Consider the following 21,785-nt stretch of genomic DNA (forward strand, 5'->3'; position numbering starts at 1 on the left):
GTCCCGAAGGCTCTTGCAGATATAGGCGCCAGATATGCTCCTGACATAATGCTCTTTGATTCCCCTCCGATGCTGGTCACCGATGACATGATGGCGTTTGCCCGCCACGTCGATTGCGTACTTTTGGTAGCAGGTGCTGAAACTACCACCATTAAGGAGATCGACTTGTGTGAAAGGGAGTTGGCGACCCAGACCAACGTCATGGGAGTAGTGCTAAATAAGTGCCGCTATATGGGGCCGGAATACGGCTATGGCTATTACGAATAGGCCGCGGCCGGGTCTGCTCAGTCTGACTGAAACAGGTCGCGGGTAAAGACTTTGTCGTCCACATCCGCAAGGACAGGGGACTTGCGGTTTGCGATGATGATATCGCTTTGTGCCTTGAAGGCTTCAAGGTCGTGCATCACCCGTGACCCGAAAAACCGGGCCTCGTCCAGTTCGGGTTCATAGACGATCACCTTGATCCCTCGCGCCTTGATCCGTTTCATGATCCCCTGCACCGAACTTTGTCGGAAATTGTCTGAGCCTTCTTTCATCACCAGCCGGTAGACCCCCACAACGGACGGGTTTTGGGCAATGATCCGTTCGGCCAGAAAATCCTTGCGGGTGCGGTTGGCCTCGACCACGGCGCGGATCAGGTTCTGCGGTACATGTGCGTAGTTGGCCAACAGTTGTTTGGTGTCCTTGGGCAGGCAATAGCCGCCATAGCCAAACGACGGGTTGTTGTAGTGATTGCCGATGCGCGGATCGTATCCGATGCCCTCGATGATCTGACGCGCCTCCATGCCGCCCGCCATGGCGTAGCTGTCCAGCTCGTTAAAAAACGCCACTCGCATGGCAAGATAGGTATTGGCAAACAGCTTGATCGCCTCCGCCTCGCTGGGATCGGTAAATAGAACCGGCACGTCCTTTTTCACCGCGCCCTCTATCAGCAGATCAGCAAACCTGCGGGCTGCCTCACGTTGTGAGCCAACAATGATCCGCGAGGGATGCAGGTTATCGTAGAGCGCCTGACCTTCGCGCAGGAATTCGGGCGAAAACATCAGATTGTCGATGCCGAGCTCAGCCCGCAGCCGCTGGACGAACCCCACCGGAATGGTCGATTTGATGACAATTGTCGCCGCAGGGTTCACCGCCAGAACCTGAGCTATCACCGTCTCGACACTGGAGGTGTCAAAGTAATTGGTATCGGTATCGTAATCCGTAGGCGTGGCAACAATGACAAACTCAGCATCGCGATAGGCCGCCTGCGCATCCAGTGTCGCCGTCAGCTGCAGGGGTTTATCCGCCAGAAAGGCCTCTAGCTCTGCATCGACAATGGGGCATTTGCGGGCATTGATCATATCGACCCGTGCCTGTGTCACATCCACCGCCACCACCTGATGGTTCTGCGCCAGCAAAACGGCGTTCGACAGGCCTACATAGCCAATTCCAGCAACGGCGATCTTCATTCCACACCTACAATACTCTGTCCCTATAAGGCCTTGTATGTACTCGAAACCACAAGCCAAGCCAAACCGGAAAGCAGCAGACAGATCAACAGACCGCGACAGCACATTGGCAGGGCTGGTCGCCTGCCCTGTGAAGAGCTATATGGGCATTTAAGAAAACGCGTCAGCATCCAGGTGCCACGGCAATGCAGGAGCAGAGTTTGCAGGATCAGATTTGCATTATTGGCCTTGGCTATGTTGGCCTGCCCCTGGCAGCGGCCTTTGGTCGTCACCGTCCCACAGTGGGTTTTGACATTGACCACAGGCGCATCACCGAACTGCGCGCCGGCAACGACCAGACTGGCGAGACCTCTGCGACAGAGCTGGCCGAGGCCGTGCAACTGAGGCTCACCTCGGACCCCGCCGCCATTGCCGAGGCCACGATCTATATCGTCACCGTGCCGACCCCGGTTGACGCCAGCCACCGCCCGGATCTGCGCCCCCTGCTGGCAGCCTCCAAAACCGTTGGCGCCGTGCTGAAACCCGGCGATCTGGTGATCTATGAAAGCACGGTCTACCCAGGTGCCACCGAGGAAGACTGCGTGCCGGTACTGGAGGCGGAATCCGGCCTGCGCTTTAACCAGGACTTCCACACCGGCTATTCGCCAGAGCGGATCAATCCCGGTGACAAAACCCGTCGACTGGCGGACATCACCAAGGTGACCTCCGGCTCGACCCCCGAAGTCGCAGCGCGCGTCGATGCGCTGTATAATGAGGTGGTCACTGCCGGCACCCATCTGGCCCCCAGCATTCGCGTCGCCGAAGCCGCCAAGGTGATCGAAAACAGCCAGCGCGATATCAATATCGCCCTGATCAATGAGCTGGCGATGATCTTTAACCGGATGGGGATCGACACAGAGGCGGTGCTCGAGGCTGCAGGCAGCAAGTGGAATTTCCTGCCCTTCCGCCCTGGCCTGGTGGGCGGTCACTGCATTGGTGTGGACCCCTACTATCTGACCCATAAGGCGGAAAGCCTGGGCTATCACCCCGATATCCTACTGGCAGGGCGACGCCTGAACGATGGGATGGGAACCTATGTGGCGCAACAGATGATCAAGGCCCTGGTCAAGCGCGGCAAGCCGATGCGCCGGGTGTTGGTGATGGGGCTGACCTTCAAGGAAAACTGCCCCGATCTGCGCAACACCCGCGTCATTGACGTGGTGCGCGGATTGGAAGACTACGGGCTGAGCGTCGATGTCTGTGACCCCTGCGCTGACCCGGTTGCGGCACGTGAAAGTTTTGGTTTTGAGCTCATTCAAGCTCCAGAAAAAGACACCTATGATGGGGTAATCATCGCCGTCGCACACGCGGAATTTGCCAAACTGACGGAACAGGATTTTCGCGCCTTTGGCACGCAGGATGCCGTGCTGTATGACCTCAAATATGTGTTGCCCGCTGCAGCGTCAGATCTGCGGTTGTAGCCCTATGGCGGGGGCCCGCAGCTGGCCACAGATCACCGCTCATACCACGAAGGACCGCGCTCTATCAGCAGGGTGATGTTGGCAGCGGTCCAACCCTGGCAAGGGTCAGTTCACATAATACTTGCGACCGTATTGGGATTGGTCTTGCAAAGCCGATTCATGGCAAAGTTGAAACTTAAGCCTAAGTTTGCCCAAGGGGATTCGCGCCAGCACCCTCGGCTCGGTTCTATTTCTTGAATACTTGACCATTCTGTGCAGGACTAAATGGAAACCAAAATGACGGTGAGATTGACAGCGGGGGAGCGCGTGCTTCTGCCCAATAAGGATAGAAAGTAATAATCGACACCCAAGGACTCAATCCTTTGATTCTATTGGGTTTCCAATCTTTTGAAGTAGTGGGTTTTTGAATGCAGCAATTGGCATCACCAGTGAATGAGTGGAAAAACCAAGGCAGTTCTGATGAATTGTTGGTCCTCTCCAGCTCAACCGGACGTGACTTTATCCAGTTTTTTGCTGAAACTCTGGCTGATTGTTTCGAGATTGACCTGGTCACCATAGGCGAGCTTTTGGTGATGGAGAACGAGCGGATTAGTGTCCTGGCCGGCAGTATGGACGGTAAACCGCTGGAAGATTTCGATTATCAGGCCTGCTTGACCCCCTGCATCGCGGTGATTAAAACAGCCCAGCCGAAAATCCTGCTCAGCGATGTTCAAAAATCCTACACAGAGGACAACCTGCTTCGCGAACAGGGTATTCGCAGCTACATCGGCATCCCCCTGAAAAACTCCGAAGGAGAGCTCATCGGTGTGGTGCAGGCCTCCTGGCGGCGGGAAATTGATCCGGAAGAAGCCGAGCATGTGCTCGAAACCATAGACATGTTTGTCGCCCGCCTTAGCGCCGAACTGGTCACTCTTCATGCCATGCGCATTTTGGCGGCCCTGGCTGAGGGCCCAAGCCTGATCGGCAACCTGGACACGCTGCGGCTGCTCACGGAACAGATGCAGACCGCGCTGAAAGTACGGGTTGCCTTTATTGCGGAAACACTGCCCGAAGACGATCACAGCTTTCGCCTGCTGACCTATTGCCAGGATGGCAAACTTATTCCGGATGTGGAAAACGAAATTGTTCCCTATGCGGGCACACCCTGTACCCATCTCAAAGACAAAGACGTCTTTATTGTCCGTACCGAGCTGCAAGAGGCCTTTCCCACCCAGATGCAATACAAGGAGGCCAATCTGGTCTCCTATCTTGGTCAGAACATCCGGGATGAATCTGGTCAGGTGATCGGCCATTTTGCGCTGCAACATGATCGCGAACTTCTGGATAAGATTCTGCAAGCCGACCTGTTTAAACTCTTTTCCGCCCGTTTGAATCTGGAGCTGCGCAAATTCCATGCTGAGCAACACCAGCGCGACGGCGGGGAAACGCATCCCCCCACGATGGCCCAAGACGCCGCAGGAAAAAAACTGCCGCCAGCACTCGCGCAGAGTGTCAGTGAAAAACTCGCCGCGTTGCAGGATCGCGTTGCAGGTTTGGAGAAGTCATTGGAAAATGGCCCCGCGCCGCAAGTGCCTGCCGACCTGAAAGCCTTACAGGCTGAGCTGGTCGCAACACAAAAGCTCCTCTCGTCACGCTGAGCCCCTGACATCACTCAGATGAAAGGGTCGTAGGCCCATTGCAGAAGGGCCTGCCTTTGTCGTGGGCGGCAAAAGACATCGCCTGGATAACAATTGGCACGGATCTGCCCGGCATGGCGGGCAAAGCCGCGCCAGCGTTTGATCTGGATTTGATCAACCTCAGCAAGTCGGCGCCCCAGGTAATAGCGGCAATACCACTGAAACCACCCGCGCGGATCCGGCCCATAGATCCATCCCTTGTCTTGCCAATGGCCCAGGGGTTGGCGGCTTTTGATGCCAAAATAATTCAGTGACGCATCTGGCTGCGCTGACAGCCGGGCCTTTTCAAACCAGCTTGCTGGGAACTCATTGCGGCAGTCATTGAGATATTTGCCCTCAAAGACCCCCAGCGCAAGCATCTCTGCCGGGCTGTGAAACGGGGTAAAGCTCTCATCAAAGTCTTCCCCCATTTTGGCCGTCAAACGATAGCTGTACCCCTGTTGCATCCGGTCCGAAACTGAAATCAGCGTCTCGCTTTGGTCGATCATAGCTCAAACGCCTCTGGTTCCATCTCTTGCCAAAAGGCAATGATTGCGCTGGCATTCAGGGCTGATCGCCAACCATGGACGCGGAAATTCTCGCGCTCCAGATCGTCTTCCAGCCCGGCCATGAACAGCTGCTTGTCCGCATCCCGCTGGGTGGGGTTTCGCCGCGAAACCAGATCCTCCACCAGATCAAGCCGCCGCGCCCGTTCTTGCCGCTCAGTTTGGCGCGCCGCATAGTCCGCCGCCTCCTTGGCCCGCTGCTGATCCCGCAGCCGAGCCGCTTCTTTTGCCTCAGGGCTGGGCTCTGCCTTTGCTGCGGGTTTGTGAGGCTGATAATCATCGCGCAGCGCTGCCGACAGATAGCCCACCGAGCTTTTGACCTCGGCCTGCTCCGTCATCAGCGACAGTTTCTGTTTCACATAGTCCTCGCCATGTTCGGTGATCCATTGGCGCGCCAGACGGTCAGAGACCCCCTGCCCGCGCAACGCCTTGTAGGTCGCCAGATTGCGCATGCCGTCGCTGTCATCAATCTGGAACATCGCCATCTGCGGGTTCGACTTGATCAGAAAGCGGATCTCGGTCACCGCCCTGCCCTTCTTTTGAAACTCCGGCGTGATGATAATGTCTGAGCTTTTGTTGACCTCCGCCACCGCTGGTTTGATGATCTTAGCATTCAGATGTTTGAAGCTCTCATAATAGCTGGAGCCATCAACCCCCATCAGCTTGCGGAAGGTCTCTAAGCTCCACCAGCCGGTCGAGTGGGTGCGCACAAAGCGGTAGCAGTTTTCATACAGCGCCAGCCCATGCCCTGAGCTGAAGTTGCGCTGGATATGTACATTGATCAGCGCGTAAATTTTGGGGTCATGCAGTTTTTGCGCCAGAGCCGGGGAATAGGCATATTCACAAACCCCGTTCTTTAGCTTGGCAAAGGACAGCAGCGAGGACACGCCCCATTCCTGACGCCCCTTGTCATCCAGCATATCCCATTCCGCCACGGTTTCTGCCAGCGCCCGCAGGCTGGCGCGCAGGGTGTCAAAATCGTTGGAGTTGTAGCCGACAATTGTCGCCAGGGTTCGTGCATCAATGGTATGGCTCTGCGCGGTGGTCAGCGCGTCATAGGCATTGAGCAACAGCACATTTGACAGCTTGCGTTGCAACAGGCTGAGCTTGCCGCTGATATGAATTGCGGCCACATTCTTTTTCACCGTTTCCCGCCGCAAGGGGCCGGAGAGTGAATCCATGTCGATCTGGGAATCGCCCATACTATTTGCCTGCTCGATTTTTCCCACATCATGCCATATAAGGTACCCAACGATCAATCACGCCCAGGTTCCTGAGCCCAAGATATTAAGGTACCCATATACAGGAGCCCCAGCTTGATCCGAATCCATCCCCTGCGGGCATACGACTCACACCGCGCAAAAGAAGCCGCGACAGAGGTCGCGACCCAAGCCCGACACAGAGTTGCATTAGAGCCTAAGCCCCCACAAGAGAGCCTTATAGCGCTTGACAGCCCGTCCCGAGAATCGGTGCCCCTTATCCCGCGCCAAGGAGTCCTTTATCCCGTTGACGGGTACCTATGGTCCCGCAGACTGGTGCCTTTCATCCTGTTTTCAGGCACCCAAGTTAGATTAACCCACTGAAATAAAACTACTTATCCTGAGCAAAGATTCTAAATTCCCTAAAATAATTAAACCTATGTTGTGCCTAAGATTCTGATTTCACTAGGTTTCGCCGCGAAACCGGTGAATTTGTCACGATTGTGCAAATGTATCATATCCATGCTGGAATGATCATAAGATGTCCGCTAGTTTCGCTGATATCCGCCGTATAGGCGAACATGATATGAGGCAACGATATGAGCAAACCCCCCTCACCTGCCCTGCCCCCCTATCTTAATCTGGATCCAGAGGCCGCCGCAAAGAAGCTGCCTGATCCGATTGGCACCGCACGATTTGCCAAGGCAGCGGCCTTTTGTGGCAAAGGCCGCGAAGACCTGGCACGCCGCGGTTACGCCCCCGATGGGCAGAAACGATTACGCAAATTTTCCACCTGGGAAATCACCAAGTACCTGATACCGGTGGCGCCCGCACATCTGCGCCGGGTGCTCAAAGCAAACCCTGATCTGCCCCAGGGTGAGGGCGAAGGCGGTTCCAAATGGTTCACCCTGGAAGAGGTCCTGGCACTGCGCCAACACTTTGACAGCGAAGGCGTCAGCACCAAGGAATATGTGCCTTACCGTCCAGAAGGTCTGCCGGCCAAAGTTGTCGCCGTGGCCAATTTCAAAGGCGGTGTTGGCAAAACATCAACAGCAGCGCATCTTGCCATGTCTGCCGCTTTGGATGGCTACAAGGTGCTGGTGATTGACCTGGACAGCCAGGGCTCGATGACCTCGATCATGGGCGGCAAGGTTGCAGACGAATGGCAGACGGTTTTCCCGCTGGTGGCCAAGGACTACGCCAAGGCCGTCACCAGCGAAAACCAAATACGCGCCGCTGCTGGCCAGCCCGAAATCCCGTTGGATGAAACCCTGCAAGAGGCGCTGAAGACCACACCGCAGGACGTTATTCAGAAAACCCACTGGCCCAATATTGATCTGATCGGGGCGCAGCTGAACCTCTATTGGGCGGAATTCCAGATCCCGGTCTGGCGCATGGGATTGCGCAGCTGGCCCCTGTGGGACGGGCTGACCAATTTTCTGCAGGATGAAAGCATCCTCGATGAATACGACGTGATCTTTCTCGATACCCCGCCCGCGCTTGGCTATCTGACCATCAATGCGCTGGCGGCGGCTGACATTCTGCTGGTTCCCCTGGGGGCGTCCTATCTGGAGTTTGATTCGACCGGGCGTTTCTTTGATATGCTTTACACCACCTTTGCCTCGATTGAGGACGGTGAAAATTCTGCACAGCGCGCGGCGGGGTTACCTGAAATAAAGTTCGAATGGGATGTAGTACGGGCCATTGTCACCCGGTTTGATGCCAGTCAGCAAACCGATATGGCCAATGTGATCCAGGCCTATTTTGGGGACTTTATGAATGCCTACCGGCAGGACTATACGGCCTTGGTTGGTCAAGCGGGGGAGCAGGTGAACGGCATCTACGAGGCCGATTACCGTGATTTCAACCGCGACACCTATGTGCGGGGGCGGGAAACCTTTGATCGCACCTATGCGGAATTCAAGGAACTGTTGATCGGCTGCTGGTGGCGCGATGCAAATATGGGAGACGAACAGAATGGCTAAACGCAGAAGACTGATCGCCCCGGATGCCAGCGAGCTGCAAGAGCTGGAGGAGGGTTTCGCGACGAAACCTTCCGCCAATCCGTTTGAGACCAAATCCGCGGTGCCGCCGATTGCCCAGGTCGCAGCCGAGGCGGCCAGCCTCAACAGTATGGCCGGGGTCACTGACCGGGTGGCACTGGCGCGGGATCAGGGCGATGCCGCCCGCTGGCGCGAGGCTGAAAAGGATGGCCTGATTGTGCAGATCCTGGCCGTTGCGGACATCGACCAGGATTTCATCCGCCGTGACCGTCTGGTCGAAGACGCCGAAGCCATGGCGGAGCTGCAGGCCTCGATCAAAGAAAACGGCTTGCGGGCGCCTATTGAGGTGGCCAAGACGGAAACCGGCTATGGGTTGATCTCTGGCTTTCGCCGACTGCAGGCCTATCGCGCGCTTGCAACAGGGGACGCGGGCTTTGCCCAGATCCCGGCATTTGTGCGCGAGGCCGACGCGGGGCAGGCGGCCTATGTTTCCATGGTGGAAGAAAACGAGGTGCGCGCCAACCTCAGCCATTATGAACGCGGGCGCATAGCGGTGCTGGCAAAGGGACAAGAGGTCTTCCCCAGCATCGAGGCTGCGGTGGACGCGCTGTTTGCGGCGGCCTCCAAGGCAAAACGATCCAAGGTGCGCAGCTTTGCCCTGGTGCATGAGGCCCTGGGCGATCTGTTGCAGTTCCCAACCGGGCTGACCGAAAAGGCCGGGCTTGCCCTGGCTACCGCGCTGCGGGATGGGCGCCAAACCCAGTTGCGCGCGGCCCTGGCAGAGGCAGATGTCCAGGACGCCAAATCCGAATGGGCCCTGCTGCAGAAGACACTAAAGGACGCAAGCACAGCGCCGCGTGACAGGTCTCGCGGTGGACGGCCACAGGAAATCACCCGGCTGCCAAGCCGCGATCTGCCCAAAGGTGGCGCGCTGAGTGCCGAGGTGTCATCCGATGGGCTACGGATCGAGCTGAAGGGTAGGGTGATTAATGCCGATACGGCAGAGCAGATCCTGAAACTGATCGCCCGTCAGATTGGCTAAGGCCATCGGGCAGCTGCAAAACCGGGGCTGCTATTTCTGGTAGTAGTCCCGGAACCAGGCGACAAAGCGATCTATGCCGTCGCGAAAATTGGTCTGTGGCTGATAGCCTGTCAATTTTTTCAACAGCGTTGCGTCGGCCCAGGTCGCTGGCACATCGCCGATCTGCATTTCCATGTAGTTGCGAATGGCCTTTTTCCCGAGGCTGGTTTCAATGGCGTCGATGAAATCCAGCAGGCGCACTTTTTCGGAATTGCCGATATTGACCACCCGGTAGGGCGCAACGGGGGAGAGGCTGTCGCCTTCCGCAATCTCTTCCTTGCTGGCGGGGCGCTGGGGCACCACATCGATCAGCAGGCGGATACCGCGCACCAGATCGTCGATATAGGTGAAATCGCGGTACATCTCACCGTGGTTGTAGATGTCGATGGGGCGCTCTTCGAGGATGGCATCGGCAAATTTGTAAAAGGCCAGATCCGGCCGCCCCCAGGGGCCATAGACGGTAAAGAACCTAAACATTGTGGTGGGCAGATCCCAGAGATGCGCATAGGAATGGCCCATGCTCTCGTTTGCCTTTTTGCTGGCGGCATAGATGGTGAGCGGCGCGTCGGTGTGATCCAGCTCGGTAAAGGGCATCACATCGTTGCCGCCATAAACCGAGGAGGAGGAGGCCATCAGCAGATGGTCGACCTTCAAACGGCGAGCGGCCTCCATCACGTTGAAGGTGCCCATCACATTGGTTTCCAGATAAGATCTAGGATTTTCAAGGCTGTAGCGCACACCTGCCTGCCCAGCGAGGTGAATGATCACCTGAGGCGCAAATTCATCCGCCATGGCGTCAAATGCTTCCGCATCTTCCAGCATTGCTTCGGTGATCGAAAAATTGGGGTGCTGCAACAACATGGCATGGCGGCGCTGTTTCAGGGTGACATCGTAGTATTCGGTCATGCCGTCAAAGCCATGCACGCGAAAGCCTTCGTCCAGCAGCAGTTTGGCAAGGTGAAAACCGATGAAGCCGGCAGTGCCGGTAACAAGAACGCGTTTCATGTGATGTCTTTAAGTCCTGCGTTCGGGTCGCCAAAGGGGCTACCCTGGTGATGATGGCGTTGCTATACCACGGCGAACCGCCCTGCGCGAGGGGGCAGGGCGGTTCGATCACACTAGTTTGAAGCCAATGATTTTATTGAACTATCCGGAAAACACAGGGGCGCTTTACCGGTGCTTTCCTGCCAGCGACCAATTGAGCGGCGGGTTTTGAAGCCAACCAATCCATCGGCGCCCCCCACATCATGGCCCAGGGCCTCCAGCCCGCGCTGCATCGCGGCAACATCAGATCGGTAGAGCTTGTCGATACCCTGCCAGCGGGCAGTGAAATCGCCAACCCCGTATTGGATACGGTCGCCAACATGGCCGACAAACAGCGCATAGAGATCGCTTTTGTTGTAGTCCTTCAGCACGTAGAAATTTGGCGTGACGATAAAGGCAGGTCCATAGCGCCCGGCGGGCATCATCAAAAATCCCTGGCCTGCACGTTCCGCCGCCGGGAAGGGGCGGCCAGATATCCGGGTGATGCCCAAGGCTTCCCAGTCGGCAATGCTGCGGCCCTGATCCGGGCCTTCCAGACTACAGGAGAGCCCAGGCGGGACCTTTACCTCAAAGCCCCAGTCGCGCCCTTTTTGCCAGCCATGCTCCGCCAGGAAATGCCCAATGGACATCAGCGTGTCGGCCTCGGAACCCCAAATATCGGCGTGGGTGTCGCCATTGCCGTCGCGGGCATATTTCAGGAAGCTGCTTGGCATAAACTGGGGCTGCCCCAGGGCGCCGGCCCAGCTGCTTTTCATGCTTGCGGCGTTGACGTGGCCAGCCTGGGCGATTTGCAGCGCCGCGATGAGCTCCGCGCTGAAATAGTCTGCGCGGGTGCTCATAAAGGCCTTGGTGCCCAGAACTCGGAACACATTATGGGGGATTTTTGCGCGTCCGTGGGCGCTTTCGCGGCCCCAGATGGCAATTAGGATCCGCCCCGGCACCCCGGTTTCAGCCTCGACTTGGGCAAGGGTTTTGGCATGGGCCTGCAGCATTTTGCGACCCATGGAGGTTGCTCCTGCCAGCCCGCCCGGGCTGAAATATTTGGCGGGGACGCCAAATTCGGCCTGACGTTGCTGTTTTGGCACCTGGGGTGTGCTGCCGGGGGGCACCAGATCCGGCAGATCCCAGTTTAGCGTCACCCCGGAAAACGCGGCTTTAAAGGTCTTGCGGCCGACGCCTGCCGCCTTGGCCTCTGGCCAGATCTCTTGCTGTAGCCAGTCCTGAAACTGACGCTCCACCTTGGCGCGGTTTAGGGCCGCGGCGGGCAGGGGCAGCAGCCAAAGCACGGCGAGCAAAACAAGAAAACGACTGAACATGATGTAGGCTCCGGCGTGCAAAAGAGGGTGTGCACCTGCCAGCCTAGCGGGGTTTGGCAAAAATGCCACCCAAGCCTGGGCGGGTTTCAGCGCAGTTAGGGCACCGCAAACGTAATAACAAAGCAGGCACCGCTGTCGCTGGGATGCAGGGATATATCGCCGCCATGGACGCTTAGCATATTGCGCAGGATTGTCAGCCCCATGCCGGTGCCGCCTTGGACGCGTTTGGTGGTGAAAAACGGATCAAAAACCTGTGCAGCATTGCCGGGAGAGATGCCTTTGCCATCGTCGGTAATCCTGAGCTCCACACCGGTAGACAGTAGCTGAGCCGCAATGACAGCCCCTTGCGCCCCCTGTTCGCGGGCGTTGTTCAGCAGATGGGTGAGGATGATCTGTAATCCGCTTGCTCTGATGGGTAGCGCCAGATCGTGGCCCGCAAGCGCCAGTTGCAGATCGGCAAATTCGGCCTGAAGCCAGGTATTAACCGTGCTGAGGCTGCTGCTGCCCTGGTGGTTTATTTCACGGGCGCGGGCAACCTCGCGCAGGGCGGTGAGCTGGTCTTCGATCTGGCGCGCGGCTCCGTCGATCTGGGTCAGCAGCTTTTGGTCTTCGCAGGGCAGGGCGGCGCCATCCTCGATCAGCTCTGTCGCGGCACGAATGGCGGAAACCGGGGTTTTGATCTCATGGCTGACGTGGTCGGTAAAGCTGCGGATGGTCATTTCCCGGTTGCGCAGGTGATCGGCCATATCAATCACGTTTTGGGCCATCTCATGCAGCTCGGCAGTGCCGGAATGATATGGTGGATCAATGGGTTGTCCCTGTTTGCTGCGCACTTCGGCGGTATAGGCGTTTAGGGCGCGAATGGGGGAAAGCAGCAGCCGCACCAGCAGCCAGCCGAGAAAGGCAGTCGCGAGGAGAATCAGGGTACCCAGCAGCGCCGCCGCATTGCGAAAGCCAATTTCCGGCCCCAGATAGCGCAGCGCCACCAAACCGATCAGCGACAGAACCAGCGTGCCTGCTAGCCCACCGCCCAGCACCAGCGCCAGCGAGGGGCGCCACTTTTTCACCAGTTTCCCAGGCGTCAAATTATCGGGCATCAGCGCAGTGCCCTGAGCCGGATGCCAACGGCATGCACGGTCTCGATCAGATCAGTGCCCCCGGCCTGTTCCAGTTTGGCGCGCAGGTTGCGCAGATGGCTGTCCAGGGTGCGATCCGAGACCTGACTGCCAGCCCCCCAGATCTGGGTGATCAGCTCGGCGCGGCTGCGAATGCGGCTGGCGTCTTGCAGCAGCAACAGCAAAATGCCCTGTTCGCGGGCGGTCAGTGATATGTCTTGCCCGGCGATCTGGCAGCGGTGCGCCTGTGGATCAAGGCAAAGATCCCCGTGGGTTAAAACTGTCGGAGCCTGGGTTTTCTGACTGCGTTTCAGGATAGTGCGGATACGGGCCACCAGTTCGCGCGGGCTAAAGGGTTTGGTGACATAATCATCGGCGCCCAGTTCCAGCCCCAGAATGCAGTCGACCTCGTCGTCGCGGGCGGTGAGAAACAGGATCGGGATCTCGGATCGTTGCCGAATGCGGCGGCAGACCTCAAACCCGTCCAGCTCTGGCAGGCCAATGTCCAGCACGATGAAATCCGGCAGCTCGCGGCTGGCATGCAGCAGCGCCTCTTGCCCATCAGCAGCGGTCACCACCTGCCAGCCCGCGCGCTCCAGCGCGATGCGCACCAGATCGCGCAGGCGGGGGTCGTCATCGACCAGTAGAATCTTCATCGGGTTTTGCCTTACCTGCGCTTGCGCCGTCAAAATCTAGCCCAGCATAAGAACTTATCCGCCAGGAGCGAAAGCCCCATTCGCGCCAATTGTCACCCTCAGAAGGCTGCTGCCAGCAGCTGTGGTAGCCGGATGGGATGCGCAAGGTTGGATCCGCTTGCAGTGCGGCGTGGATGCCACTGGTTGCAGTCGGTCCAAGAGTACAGAGGTAATACAAATCCAGCATTTTTGTTGATTTCATAGTCAGGTTCTGGGCGGCAATCAGGCTGGCAAAGTTGATAAAGGCACAGATGTACAGTGTCATCAGCCCCAGCCCGGTACAGCGCAGCAAAAGCCAGCGGTTGGAGCGCGCCTTGAGGATCTGCCAAGCGGTCAGCAGCAGTCCCACCACCACCAAGCCAATCCAGATCATCGCATAAAGCCGCAGATAGGTGAGACCAAAGCTCGCCATATAGAGGTCCAGTCGCAAGACCGAGCTCAGGCCGAGCAGGGCGTTCTGGCCAAGCCAGAGCATCATCAGCGGTTTCAGGCTGGCATGGCTTCCCAGATAGGGCCGCGCCGCGAGGGCAAACCCCCCGGCCAGCATGGCTGTGATCAACAGCGGATAGGCGCCGCGATGGGCATATGTCGCCAGCGTCATGCCCTCTGGCAGCTCCGCTCCACCAATGAGAATGGAGAGATCCATCAGGCTTTGCACCCCGAGGATTAGATTAAACACCACTAGGGCGCGCAGCACTGATCCGGCATTGAGCCCAAAGCTCACTCCCCGGCGGCGGGCGGGCGTATCGGCTTTTGCTTTAGGCGCTTCGCCTTGTGGTGTGGGCACGAGAAAGGGCCAGGTCATCAGCGCCGTGCCGCTCCAGAACAACACCCGGAGCAGCAGCGGTATGATATCCAGATCAAAACTCAAAAGGTCCACCAGCCCCTGTTCCAGCAGCGGATTGGCCTGCAGCAGCAGGGCGACCAGCACCAGGGCGCCGCCCAGCGGAAAGCTCCAGTTCCGCAAATGTTTTGACAGGGAGGAGGCGGCCTTTTTGTCGTTGTTGTCTTGGCTGGTCTTTGGTTTGGCCACTGGGGCGTTCTGGTGCAGGCTGTGCACCAGCGCGCGCAGACCGGCTAAGGGCAGGGCGCGCGCTAGGTGCAGCGCGGCCGCTGGTATTGCCGCCAGGCGGGCCTTGGATGGCTGATGTATCCAGGCGACGGCGGTGATCAGGCCAAACAGCTGAAACCCCAGGGATAGAGCCTGATAATGCTCGATCACCGGCAGGCTGGTGAGCAGCAAAAACAGCAGCGCTGGTTTGCTGTGGGCCTTGTCGGGGGTGTTTACCAGCAAGGCGGCGCCAAACAGCGCCCAGCTGAACAGGGCGATAGACAGCCCCGGCGCATAGCCCCAGAACAGCCAATCCGCCAGCGCCACCAGAACCACCAGCGCCAGCATCGCGCTGCCGCCCTTGCGGCCCAGATCTGTCCAGTTGCGCGGCGGCTTTGGGGCGACGGGATCCGGCTGTTCTGCGCTATCGCAGCTCAACCACCAGCCATCTTGTTGCAAAGACGCGGGCACCCCGCGCACGATGTATTCACCTGTCATCTTCTGTTCCCTCTGTCTCATTTTATCGTTGAAAGGACAGGGCAAGGGATGCCACAGGCGCCGCGCAGCGCTTGCGCAAGAGATGTGCAGGATCTGTGCAGATTAGTAACCCGACTTCGGCGGGGAGGCGCCCAGCGGTGGCGGCTGTGCCTGCGCCAGGATTGCAAGCGGGATGAGATGCGCTAGGGTAAAAGAAAACAGCGAGCAGTGATGATGAGTTTTTCCAAGACGACAACCACCCAAATTTCCCGACGGAGTTTTGGCTTTGGCTGTGCCGCCTTTGGGCTGGTGGCCTGCGGCAATGTTACCTCGGCGGATCAGCGTGGCGTGCAGGGCAGCACGCCGCTGGCAAAACCTGGATTGCCCGCCGACCTGCGGCCTACTCCCAATGTCGGCTATGACGCCTGGGTGGATGGGTTTTACAGCCGCGCCCAGGCCCAGGGCATATCCGAGGCAACCCTGCGAGCCGGGTTTCGCAATGCCGGCTATCTGCCAGGGGTGGTGAAACGCGATCGCAACCAGACCGAATTCAAACGCACCCTCGAGGATTACCTATCGATCGCCGTCTCAGACGAGCGGGTCAGCAAGGGCCGCGCCGCCTATCAGCGGCATCGCAAAACCCTGCTGGCGTTGGAGGCCAAATACGGCGTTGACGCATCCATCATTGCGGCGATCTGGGGGCTTGAGAGCTTTTACGGTGAACGGCGCGGTGATGTGCCGGTGGTTTCGGCCACCTCGACACTGGCCTATGACGGACGCCGTGGTGCATTTTTTGAAAAGCAGCTGATCGCGGCGCTGAAAATCCTGCAAAACGGCGATATCACTGCCAACAGGATGACCGGTAGCTGGGCCGGGGCCATGGGTCATACCCAGTTCATTCCCACGTCGTACCAGGCCTTTGCGGTGGATTTCACCGGGGACGGGCGGCGTGACATCTGGTCTGAGGACCCAACAGATGCGCTGGCGTCGACCGCGGCCTATCTGCAACGCAATGGCTGGACACGCGGCACGCGTTGGGGGCGTGAAGTCACCGGCGCGGCAGCTGCTGGCGCCTTGCAGCCACAGCCGGGCGGGCCAAGCTTTGCGGTGACGGGCAATTTCAAGGCGATCAAACGCTACAATAACTCGGATGCCTATGCCATTGGCGTCGGCCATCTGGCAGACCGCATCGCCGGGGGGGCGCCTTTGCGCGGTACATTCCCACCGGATGCCAATGGGCTGACCAAGGATGACCGGGTTGCGTTGCAAAAACGTCTGACTGCCAAGGGCTTTGACACCGATGGGGCAGACGGAATTTTGGGCCCCAAAAGCCAGGCCGCGATCAGCGCTTATCAGTCCAGCATTGGCCTGCCCGCCACCGGCACCCCGTCACAGGAATTGCTGCGCGGGCTGAAATAACGCCTTTCTAGACCGGATGTCGTGGGACAGGGGCTGATACTTGGTCTGTTTGCCAGCATCCAGGGCGCCGGTTTGCGGCGCCTGATGCATGTCCCGTGGTCAGGCCCGTGGTCAGGCCGGTGGACGTCGCGCAACTGTGCTGCCGCGCGCAGAGCAAAGGTTCAGGGGGCCAAACAGTACGATTCCCGGCGATTCTTGCTCTGGCTCCCTGATGTGCATCTGGGTTGCAGGGGAGCTTTGCGGCTCACCTTACGTTAGGGCAAGGTGTCGCACCGCTTTTTAAGCCATGGCGGTCAAGAGCTTAGGGATTGCGGCACAGTTTCACTATGGTGATTTGAATTCCACATATTGAAATTGCAGTGGCACAGGTTTATACCCAACATCACTGTGCGACCCCGCACCCTCCAGGCCGCTGCGAGTCGTCCTTGGGTGTCCAGGGGGCAGGGGGGCTCAGTTCCAGGAGGATTCATAGGGAGGGGACCTGCGTGCAGACCCGAATTCACGAGACGCTACAGGCGGCAGCCGCTGCAAAACCCGACGCTCTGGCGATGATCGACTACGCGGATGGCAAGTACACCTGGTCCGATCTGGTTGAGGCCACTGCCGAGGCCAAGGAGGTGCTCCTGGAGCATGGCGTAAAACCCGGTGATCGCGTGGTCATGGTGTTTGAGAATTGCCTGGCGGTTTGCGCCTTTCTTTTTGCCACCAGTCAGCTGGATGCGACGGCTGTACCGCTGAATGCGCGGCTCACTCATGCTGAACTGGACCGGATGATCACCCATAGTGATCCAAGTGTTGTTGTGTTCTGCAAGGACGCGTCCGAATCTGCGGTGATCCATGGCAAGGCTTTTTCCGCCAAGACCGCCATGGGCAGCTTTGGCACCGTAGCGATTTTCCAGCGGCGCTGTAGCCAGTCGGAGCCTAGTTTCGAGGATGGCTCCGAACAGGTGGCGCTGTTGCTCTATACCTCTGGGACCACAGGCGTGCCAAAGGCGGCGATGCTCACCCACTTCAACCTGCTCTGTGCGGCGGCGGCCTCGGCCAAGGTGCGCGGCATCGAGGATGGTGATATGACCTATTTGGCGCTGCCGCTGTCGCATATCTTTGGCTTGGTTACCCTGCTATCGGTTTGTACGGCGCAGGGGGCGCTGCGGTTGGAGGCCCGGTTCTCGGTTGAGCGGCTCTATAAGGCGCTGCAAACGGATGTGACCCTGCTGCCGGCGGTGCCGCAGATGCATGCGCATCTGTTTCACTACGCAATGGCGCAAAACGAGCCGCGCTATAAGGCGGGTTTGCTGCGTTTTGTCTCCTCTGGCGGGGCGCCGCTGGACCCGACCTGGAAGCGGGAGGCCGAGGCTTTTTATGGCATTCCACTGCAAAACGGCTACGGGCTGACCGAAAGCTCCGCCGGGGTCTGTGCCACCACCAGCCCCTTTGGGGACCCGGATGTAAGCGTCGGCCATCCCATGCTCGACAGTACATTCCGGCTCGATTTTGATGCCGAAGGCGCTGCGCCCGCCGAGGGGATCGGCGAGATCCTGGTTGGTGGTCCGCAGATCATGAAGGGCTATTTCCGCGACCCCGAGCAAAGCGCCAAGGTGCTGACTGCAGACGGCTTTTTCCGCACGGGCGATTTGGGGAGGTTTGATGAGGAGGGGCGCCTGCATATTGCGGGCCGGTCAAAAGAGCTGATCATTCGATCCGGGTTCAACGTCTATCCCGCCGAAATCGAAGGCGCGTTGACGGATCATCCCGAGGTCATCATGGCCGGGGTGGTCGGCAGACAGGTCTCTGGCAACGAAGAGGTGCTGGCCTTTGTCAAAGTCGCTACGGCCTGCAGCTTGAATGAGGCGGATCTGTCGGACTTTGTGAAGGACAGATTGGCGCCCTACAAGCGGCCAACCCGGATCATTCTGGCACCGGATTTGCCTGCGGCTCCGACGGGCAAGATCCTCAAGGGCAAGCTGATTAGTACCTTTGCGGATGAATTGATGCGCGAGACCGCTGTTTAAGTAAAAATTCTACTATACGGAATGTTGTTCTGTATGATAGGCAGCCGGGAAACCTAATCTCGGGGAGGAGATTCTGACTATGAGTTTTGTAAACACCACATTGGCAGCGGCAGCGGTTGCGCTGTCTTTTGGCACCGTTGCAGCGGCGCAGACCACGATCTTTTACGGCCACAGCGGCCCGGCACGCGGCACGGTTCCGGCGGCGTTGAAATGGTTTGATGGCCGTATTGGTGAACTCTCTGAGGGCGATCTGAAACTGGATGTGCAATGGGGCGGCGCCCTGTTCAAAGCCTCGGCGTCGGTGCAGTCGATTGGTAATGGTGTTGCGGATGCCGGTTCGGTGATCTCGGCCTATTTCCAGAAAGAAATGGCGGCCTATTCCTTGGCGGATCTGCCTCTGGGCGGCCCCAACCCTTGGGTTGGTCTACGCGCCACCGACCATTTGATGCGCAGCATGCCCCAGATCACCGAAAATCTGGCGCGTCAGAACCTGGTCTATATCGGCACCTTTACTGCGTCTGATGTGAACGTCGCCTGCAAAGGCGCCGAGATCAACTCGATCCAGGATATCGCTGGCCTCAAGGTGCGGGGCGCTGGTGTCTACGGCAAAGTCTTTGGAGAGCTGGGCGCCACTATGGTTAACCTCAGCGTTTATGAGGCCTATCAAGGGCTTGATACCGGGCTGATCGACTGTACCCAGGGCTATTCCTATATTGTCCCGGCGCTGAAATGGCACGAGGTCATCGACAGCTACACCGTGCTGAACTGGGGCCAGATCGGTGGCTATGGCATGTTCATGAACAAGCAAAGCTATGACGCGCTGAGCGACGCGCAAAAGGCGGTCCTGACCCAGGCGGGCACCGAACTGGCGGATAAGTTTGCGCAGATCGTCATTGGTGCCAACAGCAAGGCATTGGATGCGATGCGGGCTGATGCCTATGACCGTCCGGTCAAGGTGCTGGAAGTCTCGGCTGAGGAGCGCGCGGCGCTGAACACCGCCACCGAACCTTTCCTGGATGACTGGAAAGAAAATGCCGTCAGCGTTGGTCTGGATCCAGAGAAAATGATCGAGGTCTATACCCAGGCGGTGGCGGAATACACCGCCGAGTTTGAGGCCAAAGGCTATCCTTGGGAGCGCAACTAAGCCGCGCTACTGGTGCTGAGGCACTGACCTGAAACACCAACCTGACACACCGGGGCAGGGAAGAACCTGCCCCGGTGTGTCAGACCGGCTGTTTCAAAATTTCAAAGCGAGCAGGGAGGCGCGACATGCTGGACCGGATCGAAAAACTCTTTATCGACGTGGCAACGGCGGCGATCATTCTATTGGCCTTGATGATCTTTGCCGATGTGATTGCGCTGAACCTGTTCAACGCCTCGGTGCCGGATGCGGTGATCATCGTGCGCGAGCTGATGGTGCTGGCAATCATCATGCCTCTGGCAGCTGCCACCACCCAGCGGGCTCATATCTCGGTTGAGTTTCTGACCAATATGCTGCCGCCCAAACTGGTGGAGTATTTTGTGATCTTTGGCACCCTGTTTGGTGTTTTTGCCCTGTCTCCGCTGATCTATTCGGGCGTCAAAGAGCTGATGCATCAGGTCAATACCGGCAGCGCCTTCTACGGTGATCTCAACCTGCCGCAATGGCCTGGACGGTTGGCCTTTGTCATTGGCATCTCGCTGTGCTGGCTGCGTTTGCTGGTCATGGCTGTGGGGGATATCCGGACCATCTGGCGCGGTGAAACTCTCCACTTTGAGCCCACAGGCCACTGAGCAGGGTGCGAACTGTCCCCTTTGCGTGTCGGCAGCTGACGGTCGACGCGCCGCGTAGAACACTTCAATTTCGGGAATAGACTTTATGGATCCGGCAACGATTGGATTACTGGCCTTTGGCCTGATGCTGGTATTGTTGGCGATGCGGGTGCCGATTGCCTTTGCATTGATTGGGGTTGCCACATTGGCCGCCTTTACCATCTTTGCCTTCAGAACCGGCACCTTCATGCCTGAGCGGGCCATTCGGGCCACCTCGTCGCTGGTGTTTTCAAACTCCTTTGATCTGGTGCATAGCTTTGATCTGTCGATGATCCCGTTGTTTGTGGCGCTTGGTAATATTGCCTATCGCGCTGGTATCACCACCGCTGTCTATAACTCGGCCAAGGTCTGGCTGGTGCGCCAGCGCGGTGGGTTGGCGGTGGCCTCGGTCATGGGCTGTGGCGGGTTTTCCGCCATCACCGGCTCGAGCCTTGCCTGTGCCTCCACCATGGGCAAGATCTGCACGCCTGAAATGTTGCGACTGGGCTATGATCCCCGTCTGGCCACGGCCAGCGTGGCGGCGGGCGGGACCCTGGGGTCGCTCATTCCCCCCAGTATCCTGTTCATTATCTACGCCATCTTTACCGAGACTTCGGTGAGCAAGCTGTTCCTGGCTGGGGTTTTGCCGGGTCTGTTGACGCTGGCGGGGTTTGTGCTGGTGATCTGGGTCTGGATCCGGGTCAATCCCAAACTGGTCCCCGAACAGGGCGCCGCCGCCAGCTGGAGCGAGAAAATGGCAGCCGCGCGCGAAGCCTGGCCTGCGGGGCTGATCTTTGCAATCATCGTGGTTGGCATTTATGGCGGCTTTTTCACTGCCACAGCGGCGGCGGCGGTCAGTGTTGTCATTACCACCATGATTGGCTTTGCGCAAAAACGCCTGACCCTGCAGGGCCTGTGGGAAGCGGTGCGCGAGACCTGCGTGCAGACCTCAGCCATCTTCATTGTGGCGGCCGGGGCCAAGATCTTTGTGGCGGCGATTGCCCTGACTGGGATGGCACCGGCGCTGGTGCAGACGGTGGCGGATGCACAGCTTTCGCCGATGGTGCTGCTGATCTGCATCTGTTGCGTGTACCTGATGCTGGGCATGTTTCTTGATCCCATCGGGATCATGGTGCTGACCCTGCCGCTGGTGGTGCCACTGGTGGAATCCTACGGCATGAACCTGATCTGGTTTGGCGTCGTGGTGGTGAAGCTGCTGGAGATTGGCCTGATTACACCGCCGGTGGGGCTGAATGTCTTTGTGCTATCCAATGTGGTTGGCAAAGCGGCGCCAATTGGCACGGTATTTGCAGGCATCTGGCGGTTCTTGTGCGTGGATGTGGTGGTTTTGGCGCTGATTGTGGGCTTTCCGTCGATTTCTTTGCTCTTGTCTATGACGGCAAGGTGAACAGGCTTTTTCATTTGCAAGAAATTCTATACGTTGGAATTC

General features: G+C 58.3%; 17 protein-coding genes and 1 pseudogene. 10 read left to right on the top strand and 8 right to left on the bottom strand.

Translation table 11 applies throughout. The features are described 5' to 3' along the window. A pseudogene (locus QZ268_RS13460) lies at positions 1-267 on the top strand (chromosome partitioning ATPase-like protein); the annotation flags it as partial. Between the two features lie 17 nt (positions 268-284). On the opposite strand, the gene QZ268_RS13465 reads toward QZ268_RS13460, so the two are convergent. Then, the gene (locus QZ268_RS13465) at positions 285-1,451 is read right to left on the bottom strand and encodes a nucleotide sugar dehydrogenase (protein WP_295453525.1); all 1,167 of its coding nucleotides are present in this window, start codon (positions 1,449-1,451) and stop codon (positions 285-287) included. 185 nt (positions 1,452-1,636) lie between these two features. Between QZ268_RS13465 and QZ268_RS13470 the strand changes: the two genes are divergently transcribed. Then, positions 1,637-2,911 (top strand): nucleotide sugar dehydrogenase, encoded by a 1,275-nt coding sequence (locus tag QZ268_RS13470; RefSeq protein WP_295453527.1) that lies wholly within the window; start codon positions 1,637-1,639, stop codon positions 2,909-2,911. 407 nt (positions 2,912-3,318) lie between these two features. Then, the gene (locus QZ268_RS13475) at positions 3,319-4,548 is read left to right on the top strand and encodes a GAF domain-containing protein (RefSeq protein ID WP_295453531.1); all 1,230 of its coding nucleotides are present in this window, start codon (positions 3,319-3,321) and stop codon (positions 4,546-4,548) included. 14 nt (positions 4,549-4,562) lie between these two features. Here the strand turns inward: QZ268_RS13475 and QZ268_RS13480 are convergent, their stop codons facing one another. Then, positions 4,563-5,075, bottom strand: a complete 513-nt coding sequence (locus QZ268_RS13480) for a hypothetical protein (protein WP_295453532.1) — start codon at positions 5,073-5,075, stop codon at positions 4,563-4,565. Further along, complete coding sequence (locus QZ268_RS13485; protein ID WP_295453535.1) at positions 5,072-6,334, bottom strand: replication initiation protein; 1,263 nt, start codon at positions 6,332-6,334, stop codon at positions 5,072-5,074. Before QZ268_RS13485 ends, QZ268_RS13480 begins: the two co-directional genes overlap by 4 nt. A 596-nt stretch (positions 6,335-6,930) precedes the next feature. On the opposite strand from QZ268_RS13485, the gene QZ268_RS13490 reads away from it, so the two are divergent. After that, positions 6,931-8,316, top strand: coding sequence for an AAA family ATPase (locus QZ268_RS13490; protein WP_295453538.1), 1,386 nt, complete (start codon positions 6,931-6,933; stop codon positions 8,314-8,316). Then, positions 8,309-9,376 (top strand): ParB/RepB/Spo0J family partition protein, encoded by a 1,068-nt coding sequence (locus QZ268_RS13495; RefSeq protein ID WP_295453541.1) that lies wholly within the window; start codon positions 8,309-8,311, stop codon positions 9,374-9,376. The genes QZ268_RS13490 and QZ268_RS13495 overlap by 8 nt, the downstream gene beginning before the upstream one ends. Positions 9,377-9,406: 30 nt before the next feature. On the opposite strand, the gene QZ268_RS13500 is transcribed toward QZ268_RS13495, so the two are convergent. The 5 genes from QZ268_RS13500 to QZ268_RS13520 all read right to left on the bottom strand — a co-directional run bounded on the left by QZ268_RS13500 (position 9,407) and on the right by QZ268_RS13520 (position 15,134). Next, positions 9,407-10,420, bottom strand: coding sequence for a GDP-mannose 4,6-dehydratase (locus QZ268_RS13500; protein WP_295453544.1), 1,014 nt, complete (start codon positions 10,418-10,420; stop codon positions 9,407-9,409). A gap of 113 nt (positions 10,421-10,533) precedes the next feature. Next, a complete protein-coding gene (locus QZ268_RS13505; protein ID WP_295453546.1) occupies positions 10,534-11,775 on the bottom strand; it encodes a lytic murein transglycosylase in 1,242 nt (413 codons plus the stop codon). 95 nt (positions 11,776-11,870) lie between these two features. Next, the gene (locus QZ268_RS13510; RefSeq protein ID WP_295453549.1) at positions 11,871-12,872 is read right to left on the bottom strand and encodes a HAMP domain-containing sensor histidine kinase; all 1,002 of its coding nucleotides are present in this window, start codon (positions 12,870-12,872) and stop codon (positions 11,871-11,873) included. After that, a complete protein-coding gene (locus QZ268_RS13515) occupies positions 12,872-13,546 on the bottom strand; it encodes a response regulator transcription factor (RefSeq protein WP_295453553.1) in 675 nt (224 codons plus the stop codon). Before QZ268_RS13515 ends, QZ268_RS13510 begins: the two co-directional genes overlap by 1 nt. Beyond that, complete coding sequence (locus QZ268_RS13520) at positions 13,524-15,134, bottom strand: DUF4173 domain-containing protein (protein ID WP_295453556.1); 1,611 nt, start codon at positions 15,132-15,134, stop codon at positions 13,524-13,526. Before QZ268_RS13520 ends, QZ268_RS13515 begins: the two co-directional genes overlap by 23 nt. Positions 15,135-15,347: 213 nt before the next feature. On the opposite strand from QZ268_RS13520, the gene QZ268_RS13525 reads away from it, so the two are divergent. The 5 genes from QZ268_RS13525 (at position 15,348) to QZ268_RS13545 (ending at position 21,743) form a co-directional block, all read left to right on the top strand. Beyond that, entirely contained in the window at positions 15,348-16,532 is a 1,185-nt protein-coding gene (locus tag QZ268_RS13525) for a lytic murein transglycosylase (protein ID WP_295453559.1), read from the top strand. Between the two features lie 485 nt (positions 16,533-17,017). After that, a complete protein-coding gene (locus QZ268_RS13530) occupies positions 17,018-18,544 on the top strand; it encodes a class I adenylate-forming enzyme family protein (protein WP_295453561.1) in 1,527 nt (508 codons plus the stop codon). A 79-nt stretch (positions 18,545-18,623) separates the two neighbouring features. Further along, entirely contained in the window at positions 18,624-19,688 is a 1,065-nt protein-coding gene (locus QZ268_RS13535; protein ID WP_295453564.1) for a C4-dicarboxylate TRAP transporter substrate-binding protein, read from the top strand. Positions 19,689-19,813: 125 nt separating this feature from the next. Beyond that, positions 19,814-20,317 (top strand): TRAP transporter small permease, encoded by a 504-nt coding sequence (locus QZ268_RS13540; protein WP_295453566.1) that lies wholly within the window; start codon positions 19,814-19,816, stop codon positions 20,315-20,317. 85 nt (positions 20,318-20,402) lie between these two features. Next, on the top strand, positions 20,403-21,743 hold the full coding sequence (locus tag QZ268_RS13545) for a TRAP transporter large permease (RefSeq protein WP_295453569.1): 1,341 nt from the start codon (positions 20,403-20,405) through the stop codon (positions 21,741-21,743). The last annotated feature ends 42 nt before the right edge of the window (positions 21,744-21,785 follow it).

The organism is uncultured Pseudophaeobacter sp. (assembly GCA_905479575.1).
Classification (GTDB): domain Bacteria; phylum Pseudomonadota; class Alphaproteobacteria; order Rhodobacterales; family Rhodobacteraceae; genus Pseudophaeobacter.